This window comes from Candidatus Eisenbacteria bacterium, from assembly GCA_005893275.1.
Taxonomy (GTDB): domain Bacteria; phylum Eisenbacteria; class RBG-16-71-46; order SZUA-252; family SZUA-252; genus WS-7.
The window spans coordinates 18841-30517 of the sequence record VBOW01000063.1 but is presented as its reverse complement, the minus strand read 5'-3'; the positions used below and the strand labels follow the sequence as shown (position 1 = coordinate 30517).

The 11677-nt window shown below is 66.6% G+C and carries 10 protein-coding genes; 3 read left to right on the top strand and 7 right to left on the bottom strand.

The genetic code is table 11. The features are described from left to right. From E6K76_10385 to nadA, 3 genes are all read right to left on the bottom strand, one after another. Positions 1 to 1231 (bottom strand): hypothetical protein (locus tag E6K76_10385; protein TMQ57495.1); only part of this gene is annotated, 1231 nt, incomplete at its 3' end. A 75-nt stretch (positions 1232 to 1306) separates the two neighbouring features. Then, positions 1307 to 1504, bottom strand: a complete 198-nt coding sequence (locus E6K76_10380) for a 4Fe-4S dicluster domain-containing protein (protein ID TMQ57494.1) — start codon at positions 1502 to 1504, stop codon at positions 1307 to 1309. 33 nt (positions 1505 to 1537) lie between these two features. Beyond that, positions 1538 to 2623, bottom strand: a complete 1086-nt coding sequence (nadA, locus tag E6K76_10375; GenBank protein ID TMQ57493.1) for a quinolinate synthase NadA — start codon at positions 2621 to 2623, stop codon at positions 1538 to 1540. Positions 2624 to 2800: 177 nt separating this feature from the next. Between nadA and E6K76_10370 the strand changes: the two genes are divergently transcribed. Next, positions 2801 to 4633, top strand: a complete 1833-nt coding sequence (locus E6K76_10370) for a 2-oxoacid:acceptor oxidoreductase subunit alpha (protein ID TMQ57492.1) — start codon at positions 2801 to 2803, stop codon at positions 4631 to 4633. Then, a complete protein-coding gene (locus E6K76_10365; protein TMQ57491.1) occupies positions 4630 to 5679 on the top strand; it encodes a 2-oxoacid:ferredoxin oxidoreductase subunit beta in 1050 nt (349 codons plus the stop codon). The genes E6K76_10370 and E6K76_10365 overlap by 4 nt, the downstream gene beginning before the upstream one ends. A gap of 18 nt (positions 5680 to 5697) precedes the next feature. Here E6K76_10365 and E6K76_10360 read toward each other — a convergent pair whose 3' ends face one another. Together E6K76_10360 and E6K76_10355 are read right to left on the bottom strand one after the other, a co-directional pair. Further along, positions 5698 to 6441 carry a rhomboid family intramembrane serine protease gene (locus tag E6K76_10360; GenBank protein TMQ57490.1) on the bottom strand — a complete coding sequence of 248 codons (744 nt, stop codon included), beginning with the start codon at positions 6439 to 6441 and terminating at the stop codon, positions 5698 to 5700. Continuing rightward, positions 6438 to 7739, bottom strand: a complete 1302-nt coding sequence (locus tag E6K76_10355; GenBank protein ID TMQ57489.1) for a hypothetical protein — start codon at positions 7737 to 7739, stop codon at positions 6438 to 6440. The genes E6K76_10360 and E6K76_10355 overlap by 4 nt, the downstream gene beginning before the upstream one ends. Before the next feature lie 53 nt (positions 7740 to 7792). On the opposite strand from E6K76_10355, the gene E6K76_10350 reads away from it, so the two are divergent. Next, complete coding sequence (locus E6K76_10350; GenBank protein TMQ57488.1) at positions 7793 to 9283, top strand: HAD family hydrolase; 1491 nt, start codon at positions 7793 to 7795, stop codon at positions 9281 to 9283. On the opposite strand, the gene E6K76_10345 is transcribed toward E6K76_10350, so the two are convergent. Together E6K76_10345 and E6K76_10340 are read right to left on the bottom strand one after the other, a co-directional pair. Continuing rightward, positions 9241 to 10659, bottom strand: a complete 1419-nt coding sequence (locus E6K76_10345; protein TMQ57487.1) for an aspartate aminotransferase family protein — start codon at positions 10657 to 10659, stop codon at positions 9241 to 9243. The two genes, E6K76_10350 and E6K76_10345, sit on opposite strands and share 43 nt — an antisense overlap. Further along, positions 10656 to 11675: a DMT family transporter gene (locus E6K76_10340; GenBank protein TMQ57486.1), complete on the bottom strand. Its 1020-nt coding sequence runs from the start codon at positions 11673 to 11675 to the stop codon at positions 10656 to 10658. Before E6K76_10340 ends, E6K76_10345 begins: the two co-directional genes overlap by 4 nt. Between the last annotated feature and the right edge of the window lie 2 nt (positions 11676 to 11677).

The window sequence follows — 11677 nt, the reverse complement described above, 5'->3', positions numbered from 1 at the left end:
CCGCATTGGAGCCCGATCGCTGCGATGCGGGACCGGGACGCGCCCCTTCCGTTCCCGAGGCTCCCCTCGAGCTCTCTCTCGCCGGGACGGGCTCGGCTGAGGGGTTCTCCGCGGCCCCCCCCGTCGCTTCATCGTCCTCGATCGATCCGCCGGAGGACGGAGCGCTCGGGGACGGCGCGGAAGGCTTCGGGGACTCCCCGACAACGCGATGGCCCGCGGCGGCGACCGGCCGTGGCGCGTCCGAAGGCTGCCTCGAAGGCGGGGGTGTGGCGCGCTTGGTCGCGGCCGGTGCCGGCGTGCGCGCGGGCGTGGTCCCCGGCTCGGGGAGGGGCGATCGGTACGGCGCCGTGGAGGCCGATGTGGGTTCGCGAGCGGGGGGCGCGCCGGCGCCGGTCCGGTTCGGAGAAACCGCTACCGCGTCCGGCGCGATGACCTCCGGAACCTCCTGGGTCGGCTCCGGGGCCGCCGGGGCCTCGGGCTCGTCGGGTGTCTGCTCCGCGGCAGGTTGATCCGGTGCTACGGAAGGCTGACCCGGTGCCACGGATGGCTGATCCGGCGCGACGGCACCCGCGTCGCCCGACTGCGAGGGAACAGGGGGATTGTTCGCGTCGCTCGCCGGAGCCATGTGAAGCGCGAGCCAGGAGGACACCGCGAGCAGGATGGCGCCGACCACGCCGCCGGTTCCCCACAGGATCACGCGTAGGTTCGAGCCCTTCCTTCCGTTCGTGTCCTTTCGCCGGGCGAGAGCCTCATGGGCGAAAAACAAGCTCTCGTCCGGAGGCTTGAGATTCGCTTTCGCATCGGCCGGCTCGAAGGCCCAGGTCGACGGTTCCTGGGCGGCCGCGTCCTCCCCCGCGGGCGGCTGCGTGCCCTCCACCCCGGCCGAGTTCGAGTGGTCGACCTGATCCATCATCTCGAACGCGCAGGAGCTCTCTTGGGGGGAAGCGGCGGTGGGAGCGCTGTCCCTCGGGGGCGGCGGCGTCCCGGGCGACGCCTCGGCCCGCGGCTGCCGGCCTTCCTGCTGATCGGCGCCGAAGATGCGGTCGAGCGTCCATTCTGCCTGACCCGCGGCGCCCGACTTCTCCTGGGAGCCGATAGCGCGCACCAGCTCGAGCTCGAGACGGCATCCCTCGCAGCTTGAGATGTGCTGCTCCGCGGTCGCCCGCTCGGCTTCCGGGAGCGTGCCGCTAACCAGGGCTTCCATCTTGGGCTTAACCGCGGCGCAATCCATAGGCCTGGTATCGGAATGGACCCCTGGATTCTTGAGCGAAGGGAAGCGTGAGCTTATGCGGAGAGCCGGGAGCCTCTAGTCGGGTAGGACCGCGCCCTCGACCGGGCAGGCCTCAAGGCAGGCGTTGCAGCTGACGCAGTCTTCGGCCACAACGAAAAACCAGGCGGTTCCCTTGGCGTTTTGCCCCTCCCCCTTCTTGATGCAGTCGACGGGGCAGACGTCCACGCAAGAGCTTTCGCCTTCGCAGATATCCTTGACGATGACGTAGGTCACGATTCCTCCGACGGATTTCTTGCTCGCGTCATCTTAATGGACCTGGAGCATACGGTCCAGGGCGACGTGAGCCCAGTGACGCACGGGATCCGGAACACGGATCCGGTTCACCACGTTCCCCTCGAGCAGATTCTCCAAGGCCCAAAGGAGATTCTGGGGGGAAATCCGATACATCGTAGCGCACAGGCAGAAATCCTTCGAGAGGATCGCGATCCCCTTGTCCGGGTGCCGCCGGGCGAGCCTGTTCACCAGGTGGTATTCCGTCCCGACCGCCCACCGGCTCCCGGCAGGGGCCTCCGTCAAGACGCGGATGATGTGCTCGGTCGAGCCCACCTCGTCGGCCGCCTGGGCCACCTCGTAGGGAACCTCGGGATGAACGAGGATTCGCACAGCGGGATCCTCGGCGCGGCGCTCGTGGACGTGGCGCAGCAGGAACTTCGTGTGAACCGAGCAGCATCCCTTCCACAAGACGACCCGCGCGCGCCGGAGCTCCTCCTGCGTGAGCCCTCCCTGTTCCTTCGAGGGATCCCACACCACCAGCGATTCCAGCGGAATGCCCATTCCGGCGGCCGTGTTCCTCCCCAGGTGCTCGTCCGGGAAGAAAAATATCTTCTCCCGCAGAGCGAAGGCCCATTCGAAAATCTGCTTCGCGTTCGATGAGGTGCAGACCGCTCCACCCCGCTCGCCGCAATACGCTTTCAGCTCCGCGGTCGAGTTCATGTACGTGACCGGCGTGACCGAGGCGATCCCGAGCCGGTCCAGCGTCGCGCCGGCGAGCAGCACGTCCTCGGTGGGCGCCATATCGGCCATGGAACAGCCGGCGTTGAGATCCGGGAGGATGACCGTCTGATGGGGGCCGCGGAGGATATCCGCGCTTTCCGCCATGAAGTGAACGCCGCAGAGGACGAGGAACTCCGCCTCGGTCCGTGCGGAACCGAGTCGCGCGAGCTTGAAGGAGTCGCCGGTGATGTCGGCGTGGTCGATCACGTCGTCGCGCTGGTAGTGGTGACCCAGGATCACGAGCCTTCGGCCAAGCGCTTCCTTGGCGGCGCGGATCCGTTCTGCCAGAACTTCGTCGTCCAGGCGAAGATACGGTTCGGGTACGGTTCGAACGCTCATAGCCGATGATTATCGGTACGCTACTTTCCCTGGGTCAAGGGGTTCCACCCGGCATCTGAAACACCAGGGGTACGGGACGGAACGCCGGATCCGAAGATCCCAGCGGTTAATCCCACAACGTGATACGGGAAAGGGGCTTGACCGTGCCGGGATGGCGGGCGAGAATGGGCTGCTTGGATCGACCAGGAAGACTTCGAGGCGGAGACCGATTTGACGGCAACGAATAACGATTTCAGCATTCACGTGGCTACGGTGAACGGGTCCGGGAGCCAGACGGCGAACACCACCCTGATTCGGGCCATCTTCCAGATGGGGGTGCCGGTTTCCGGCAAGAACCTCTTCCCTTCCAACATCGCGGGGCTCCCGACCTGGTTCACGATTCGCGTGAGCGAACGAGGCTACCTGGCCCGGACGCGGCGGAACGATGTCTTGGTGGGGATGAACCCGGAGACCTCGGTCGAGGATATCTCCGCGATGGGGCCGGGCTCGGTCCTCGTCCTGAACGAGGGGGTCCCTTCGCCCCGCATCCCCGAGGATCGAACGGTCTACAAGGTTCCGTTCAACAAGCTGGTCGAGCCTCTGGTATCGGACCCGAAGCTCCGGAAGCTCGTCATCAACATGATCTACGTCGGCGTCGTGGCGCACATTTTGGGGATCGACCCCCAGGAGGTGGACCGGGCGCTGAGCGCCCAGCTCGGCAGAAAGCCGAAGGCGCTCGACATAAACCGCGCCGCGGTGAAGGCCGGGACGGAGTACGCAGCGCAACATCTCAAGCCCGCGCCCTTCGGCGTGGAACGCCGGAGCAAGACTTCGGGCAAGATCCTCATCGAAGGCAACCAGGCCGCGGCGCTGGGGGCGATGTTCGGCGGTGTGACCTTCCTCTCCTGGTACCCGATCACGCCGTCCTCGAGCCTTGCGGAGTCGCTCCAGGGATACCTCGAGCGCTACCGCCGCGATCCCAAGACCGGGAAAGCGACCTTCGCGGTGATCCAGGCGGAGGACGAAATCGCCGCGATCGGCATGGTCCTCGGGGCCTCCTGGGCCGGAGCGCGCGCGATGACGACAACCTCGGGGCCCGGGCTCTCGCTCATGACCGAGTTCACGGGTTTCGCCTACTACGCCGAGGTGCCAGCGGTGATCTGGGACATCCAACGCGTGGGCCCGAGCACCGGTCTTCCAACCCGGACGTCGCAGGCGGATCTTCTTTCGACCGCCTTTCTATCGCACGGCGACACGAAGCACATCATCCTGCTTCCCGCGACGGTCGAGGATTGCTACGCGTTCGGCATGAAAGCGTTCGATCTCGCGGAGCGGTTCCAAACCCCGGTCTTCGTGCTCTCCGATCTCGATATCGGGATGAACGTGTGGATGTCCGAGCCGTTCCGCTATCCGGAGAAGCCGTGGGACCGCGGCAAGGTGCTGGACGCCGAGGATCTCGCCTCGATGGCGACGTTCGAGCGGTATCGCGACAAGGATGGCGACGGCGTCCCCTACCGCACCCTCCCGGGCACGGACCATCCGCTCGCCGGTTACTTCACCCGCGGATCAGGGCACGACGAGAAGGCGGCCTACACGGAGAACGCCGAAACCTATGCCCGCGTCATGGATCGCCTCGCGAAGAAATACGAGACCGCGCGGTCGTCCGTGCCCCCGCCGGTGCTGGATCGAGCGCCGGGCGCCGAGGTGGGAATCCTCGGCTTCGGCTCGAGCCACTGGGGAATCGTCGAGGCGCGCGATCTTCTCTCGGCGGACGGCCTCAAGACGAGCTACCTGCTCCTCAAGGCCATTCCCTTCACGAGCGACGTGCGGAGCTTCATCGAGGCCTGCGACCGGGTCTACGTCGTGGAGCAAAATCGCGACGCCCAGATGGCGTCGCTCCTTACCATGGAGTATCCGGACCTGGCCACGAAGCTCCGGCCGGTCCTCCACTATGACGGGCTCCCCATCGACGCCCCATCGGTCGTCGAGCGGATCCAGCAACGGGAGCGCGAGGGGGTGCTGGCGCGATGACGCCGGTCGAAACCAACGGCAACACGAACCGGATCGGGCTCACCGTCGCGGACTACCGGGGCGCCAAGTCCACGCTCTGCCCGGGCTGCGGCCACGACGCGATCACGGGCAGCATCATTCAGGCGGCCTTCGAGGCCGGAATCGAGCCGCACCGCGTGGCGAAGCTTTCCGGAATCGGCTGCTCGAGCAAGACCCCCGCGTACTTCCTGAGCCGCTCGCACGGGTTCAACGCGGTCCATGGGCGGATGCCGTCCATCGCGACCGGGGTGTTCGTCGCGAATCGCACGCTCACGCTGCTCGGGGTCTCGGGAGACGGCGATACCGCCTCGATCGGCCTGGGACAGTTCCTCCACCTCGTCCGCCGCAACGTGCCGCTCCTCTACATCGTCGAGAACAACGGCGTGTATGGGCTCACCAAGGGGCAGTTCTCCGCGACCGCGGACGTGGGAACCAAAGCCAAGTCGGGACGCGTGAACGAGCTCATGCCGATCGATGTGTGCGCCTTGGCGATCGAGCTGGGATGCGGGTTCGTCGCGCGCTCTTTCTCCGGCGACCCCAAGCAGCTCCGGCCGATTCTGCGGGCCGCGCTGTCGCACCGCGGCACGGCGGTCGTGGACGTGATCAGCCCGTGCGTCACCTTCAATAACCACGAGGGCTCGACCAAGAGCTACCTGAACGTCAAGGAGCACGACGCGCCGCTCCACGACATCACCTTCATTCCCCGCTATGAGAATATCGAGGTGGATTACGCGCCGGGTGAGAGCCGGGAGGTGACCCTGCACGACGGCTCCCGCATCACGTTGAAAAAGCTCGGAGAGGACTACGATCCCGGCGACGCCTTGCGCGCGCTCGAGACGATCCACCGCGGCAGGCAGGAGGACAAGTTTGTGACCGGGATTCTCTATCTCGATCCGGACAAGGAGCCCTTCGACCAGGATCTCCACCTGGCGGAGGACGCGCTCGCGGCGCTTCCGCTGGAGCGGGTGCGCCCGCCCAAGGAAGCGCTGGACGAGGTGATGGCTTCCCTCATGACGGGGAAATCCTAGTCGCGCTGGGAAGCTCCTCTAACGACGATCGTCCTCGCGCCCCTTGTCCTCCCCGCGCGTACGCTGGTAGTAGACCTGAAACTTCTTCCGGAGCCGGTCCCGTTTCCACCGGCGGTAGGCCCCGGTGAGCGGATTCCCCCACCGGGGCCACTTCGGTCCCCGGAGGTAAAGCCACCCGAATAGCATCCCTCCCAGGTGCGCCACGTGCGCGATCCCGCCGCCGGTCGCCGACACGCTGGACCAGAAGGTGATCAGCCCGAGAATGAGAACGAGGTATTTCGCCCGAATGGGCAGCACGAAATAGAGCAGGATCACCCGGTCCGGAAAGAGGAGCCCGTAGGCCGCCAGCAGCCCGTAGATCGCCCCCGACGCGCCGATCGTGACCGTGTAGCTCGAGGGTCCGACGAGGGTCGTCATGACCGCCGCCCCGATCCCGGTGATGAAATAGAAGCGCAAGAACTTCCGCGTCCCCCACAGGGACTCCAGCTCCGTTCCGAACATCCACAGCGCGAGCAGATTGAACGCGATGTGGAAGAGCCCGCCGTGAAGAAACATGTACGTGCCGAGCTGCCACAGGAAGAGATGATGGACCACGTCGTAGGGGACGAGCCCGAAGAGTCGCTCGATCCGCACCTGAACCATGGCCCTCGCGATCGTCTGGAACAGGAAGACCGCGACGTTGGCCACAAGCAGGGCGCGAACCGCGGGGGTGGCGGATCCCCCGATCACGAAGGGGCGGCCGCTCCCTCGGTCCCACCTCACGCTTGGGGCTCCCGGCGCGCGTTCGTCATCGCGTCGAGAAAGAGGTCGCGGTCGCTTCGCGTCTCCTCGTGGGCGCGTCGCAGAAGCGAGTCCAGCTCCGTCGCGAGGGCGACCTCTCGCCGCTCCATCGCGCGCGCCGCGGTGGCCACCATGGCGTCGATGCGATGCTCCTGGAACGCGCCGGGGGATCCCCAGACAAAGGAGGGCACGTACGCGGGCATGACCTCCGTGCCGTAGAGATTGCATCCGATCCCGACCGAGGCGCCCGTCGTGAAGGAGGTGCTGATCCCGGTCTTTGTGAAATCCCCTACCTGGAGCCCCAGCATGAGCTGCCCGGAGTCCTCCCCTTTCTTCTCGAGAAAATCGCGCGCCGACCGGAAGGCGCGCACGTGGGTATAGGTATTCTTGAGATCGCTGTTGTTCGTGTTGGCGCCCAGGTTCACCCACTCCCCCACGAACGAGTGCCCGAGGAAGCCGTCGTGCTGCTTGTTCGCGTAACCCTGGAACACGGTCTCGGCGATTTCGCCTCCGACGCGGCAGACCGGACCGATCGAGGTGCCGCCGCGGATCTTGGCTCCGGCGCGGACGATCGCGCCTTCGCCCACCGCGGCGGGGCCCTCCACATAGGCAAGGGGCTCCACGGTCGCGTTCTCACGCACGACGATCGGCCCGCCTTCGGCGTTCAGAACCGCGCCGGCCATCACGCGAGCGCCGCGCGCCACGTGGATCGCCTCGGCCTTGAGCAGGTGCACCCCTGATTCCACCGCGCCCTGCACCACGCCCCCTTCGAAGAGGTACCGTGAATCTTGGAGGATCTGGCGCGGGCTCCACCGGATGAGGTCCGCCCCGGAGCGCGCGAGAAAGGCCTGCACTTCGGCCGGGAACCGGACGTCCTCGAACGCCCGGTCCGGATCGCCTTCGCGCAGGTGGCGGACAACGTGCTTCACCCGCTCCCCGCGCACCTTGGCCGCGAAGAGGATGCCCTGGGAGACGTAGCTCACCTCCTGCGGCGAGGCCGCGAGGAAATGCAGCACCTCGTCGTCCGTCATGCACAGCCGCCCGTTCACGAACATCGTCTCTTCCGCGGATGGTTCGGATAGCTCGGCGTCGGGATAGAGCTGGCGCGTCCACTCCTCGAGGTGCGGGCGCACCAGGAAATGGAGCCGTGCCTCAGGAAACGCGAGGGCGAGCTTTTCGGCCAGCGTGAAAATCCCGCACCGAAGCGCGAACACGGGGCGCAGGAGGGTGAGCGGACCGAAGGAGGCGGCCTCGATATCCTCATAGATGCAGAGATTCATCCAGGCACAGTAGAGAGTGGCCGAAGCGCCGTCAAGTCGCCTACAATCCCGCCATGTCCGCAATGAAGAGTCCCGCGACAGAGCACGAACCCTCCGCGCGGGCCCTGCGCTATCGCGAGCACCGGATCCCACGGCGGCACCGTGTGTTCGTGAATCGAAACTTGAGATTGTCCAAGATCCTCGCGATCGGATTCGACCTCGACCACACGCTCGCGCACTACGATCCCGTGCCGGTCGAGGAGCTTGCGTTCGATCTCACGAAGCGGAAGCTCGTCGAATCGAAGCAGTACCCGAGCGAGCTCCTCGACTTGAAATACGATCCCGACTTCGTGATTCGGGGGCTGGTGGTCGACAAGAAGCGCGGCAATTTGCTGAAGATGGATTATTTCAACTTCGTGTCACGCGGGCATCACGGATTGAGGGAGCTCCGTTCCGAGGATCGTGAGCGTGCGTACCGTTCCTCGCGCATCAGGCTCAGTCACGAGAACTACTCGTCCGTGGACACCCTGTTCCACCTTCCCGAGGTGTATCTCTTCGTCTCCGTGATCGAGATGCTCGAGCGGGGCGGACAGAAGAGAGCCGATTACACCCAGGTCCACAACGACGTGCGGGAAATGATCGATGAGGCCCACCGGGATGGAAGCCTGAAATCAGTCATCACGGCGAACCTCGACCGCTACATCCGGGTCGACCACGAGCTGCGAACCGTTCTCGAGGAGTTCCGGCGCGGAGGGAAAAAGCTCTTCCTTCTCACCAACAGCGACTGGACCTACGCCGATACGCTCCTCAATCAACTGCTCCAGCGTGGGCGGGGGGCGCCGTTCCACTGGACCGAGATTTTCGATCTCGTCGTCGTGGAATCGCGAAAGCCCTCCTTCTTCGCGGCCAATTCGCCGTCGGAGCCGGTGGCGGAGGCCTCCTCGCTTCCCGCGGCCATGCGGGTCGTTCGCGGAGCGAACGGCGCCTACCTCGAGCGGGCGCTCGGAGCCGGCGGGGATGAGATCCTCTATTTCGGCGATCACACCTATGGAGACATCCTGCTTTCCAAGAAGGCGCTGGGGTGGCGCACGGCCATGATCGTGCCCGAGCTGGACCGTGAGATTCGCGTGACGCAGGATCTCGCGAAGGATTTCGACCGCCTGGCCCGGCTCTCGGCGGAACGTCATCATCTGGAAATCGACAAGGCCGCGCTGGGCCGCGAGCTTCGCCGGCTCACCCTCATCCTCGGCGAGGACGACGGGGCGGATCCGGCGCGGTGCCAGGAAATCGCGGCCCGGATTCAGGCGATTCCGGAGGAAATCGCCCGCATCGAGGAACGGAGCCTCGAGGTGGAGCCCGAAATCGACGACCTGAGGATGAAAATCGACCGCGCGTACAACCTCTACTGGGGCTCCATCTTCCGGGAGGGAAACGAATCGAGCCGCTTCGGGCACCAGCTCAAAGACTTCGCCTGTCTCTACACGAGCCGCGTCTCGAACTTCCTGCACTACCCGATGAACTATTACTTCCAATCCCCCATCGGATACATGCCGCACGACATTTGAATCGCCCTTCCGATCGCTCCGACCGCGTGCCCGAGCTGCTCCTCGGTGATCGTGAGCGGGGGCGTGAAGCAGATCACGTTGTCGTGGACGCCGCCCGGATAGGCGAGCACACCTTCGCGGAGGAGCGCGCCGACTACCGTGGCGGTGAGCCGGGGCGCCGGCTCACGCGACTCCCGATCGCGCACCAGCTCGATCGCCGCCATGAGGCCGGCGGCGCGGACGTCTCCCACGGCGGGGCACCTTTCGTGGAGGGAACGAAGCCCCGTCGCGAACAGGGCGCCCGCGCGCTCGACGTGTGCGCGTGTCTCCGGGGCCGCGAGGCGGTCGATCGCCCGGAGCGCACCGGCGCACGCGAGCGGGTGCCCGTAGAAGGTGCTCGAATGCGGCGCCTCCCCCGAAGGGAGGACGTGCTTCCGCCAGGACTCCATCACCTCGTCCCTGCCGAGCAGCGCCGCGATCGCCACACCTCCCCCGATTCCCTTCCCCGCGACCAGAAGATCGGGGGCCGCGCTGTCTCCGCCGCGCTCCCACGCCCAGAAGGGCCCGGTGCGGCCCGCCCCGGTCATCACCTCGTCCAAGATAAGAATCAACCCGCGCTCGCGGGTGCGCGCCCGAAGTCGCGGAAGAAAATCGGGCGGAGGCAGGACGCATCCGGAGCGGCCCTGGACCGGCTCCACGAGAACGGCTCCCGGAGGGTCCGGGCCGTGAAGCTCGCGATCCACGATCTCGAAGGCGGAGTCGAGGCACCGGAGGTCGCACCGATCGCATCGCCGGGCGAGCGGACAGCGGTACTCGTAGGGGAACGGGACGCGGATCGCAAGGTCCGCGATTTGCCCCGCGAACGGCGCGCCGAGGCCGGGAGTATCGGTCACGGCGAGCGCGCCGTAGGACTGGCCGTGATAGGCGCCGGTGAACGACACGACCCGGCGGCGACCGGTCGCCACATGCGCGGTCTTGAGAGCCAGCTCCACGGCCTCGGCCCCCGTGCTCGCGAGCAGCACGCGGTCGAGAACGCGCCCTCCCAGGGCGGCGAGCCGCCGGACGAGCTTCTCCCGGGCCTCGTGCGGCATGAGATCGCCCAGCCCCTGGGTGAGCTTTCTCGACTGCGCCGAGACGGCGCGGGCGACCTCGGGCGCGGCCTGACCCAGCGAGAGAACGCCGAACCCCGCTGTCAAATCCACATAGCGGTTCCCGTCGAGGTCCACGACCACCGCGCCCCGCCCGCGCGACCAGACGATGGGGTTCTCGCCCGCACCCCAGATCGCGGCCCCTTCCCTTCGCCGCAGGCGCCGGGCCGCCGCGCGCGAGCGAGGGCCGGGGGGAGGCACGACGATCCGCGGCAGCTCCGTGCCATCGAGTCGTTCGCGCGCGCTCATCGACTCAGGCCCACACCGCGTGCGCGCATCGCGGCCTCCGTGCCTTTCCGGACCTCCACCCAGCTCACACCGACCAGAATGAGCGCGGCCCCCGCAAAAAACGCGGGGCCAAACCTCTCGCGGAACAAGAGCCAGGAAAGGATGCTCGTGAGGACCGGCTGCGCGTTCGTCGTGATCGCGACCTTCGAAGCTTCGAGCCGCCGGAGCGCGTAGAGCCAGAGCGGGTAGGCCACGACCGACGTTCCGACCGCCAGGTAGGCCACTCCTCCCCATACCGGCCATCCGATCGAGCGGCGCGGCGGAATCGCGCCCGGGACGAGGAGCGCCGGGAGGCAGAGCGCGGTTCCCGACACGATGACCCACGTCGTCACCGTCATGGGATCGTAGCGCTCCAGAAGGCGTTTCGAGCCGATCGTGTACGCGGCCCACGAGAAAACGGCGAGCAGGATGAGCACGTCCCCGCGCAGGACCGCGGCTTCGCGCGCGAGCCCGCGGTCTACGAGGATCAGCGTCACGCCGGCGAAGGCGGCCGCGATGCCGATGAGCTTCGCCCGGGCGTCCCCCTCGCTCAGGAAACGCCGGGCGAGAAGGAACACGACAAGGGGCGTGAGCGCGTAGAGGAAGGCGGCATGGCTCGGCGTCGATTGCGAGAGCCCGAAGAGGAAGAGGCCCTGGTTCACCGGCACCACCAGGAATCCGAGCCAGATCAGCTTGGCTATGTCCGCCCGCGCGACGCGTTCCCGCCGGGGGCGGAGGAGCTCGAAGAGCAGAAGCGTGATGGACGCACAGATGAAGCGTAGGAGCGCCGTGGCGAGAGGCCCGATGGCGGTCACCGTGGCCTTTGCGAACAGGTGGGTCCCGCTCGAAAGAAGCTGATTCACGACTAGCGCCACGATCACACGCTGTTTCTGGTCGATGGGGACCTTCCTGCGCCGAAGTGTTTGCGAATGGGACCGGGGAGTGTACCACGACCCTCCCGATGCGATACTCTGGATAGCCCGGAGGGATTCACGCAATC

Excerpts from the sequence above, each read along its gene's own strand:
- E6K76_10365 (TMQ57491.1), top strand. The coding sequence starts at position 4,630 with ATGACGCCGGTCGAAACCAACGGCAACACGAACCGGATCGGGCTCACC.
- nadA (TMQ57493.1), bottom strand. The coding sequence starts at position 2,623 with ATGAGCGTTCGAACCGTACCCGAACCGTATCTTCGCCTGGACGACGAA.
- E6K76_10350 (TMQ57488.1), top strand. The coding sequence starts at position 7,793 with ATGTCCGCAATGAAGAGTCCCGCGACAGAGCACGAACCCTCCGCGCGG.
- E6K76_10355 (TMQ57489.1), bottom strand. The coding sequence starts at position 7,739 with ATGAATCTCTGCATCTATGAGGATATCGAGGCCGCCTCCTTCGGTCCG.
- E6K76_10345 (TMQ57487.1), bottom strand. The coding sequence starts at position 10,659 with ATGAGCGCGCGCGAACGACTCGATGGCACGGAGCTGCCGCGGATCGTC.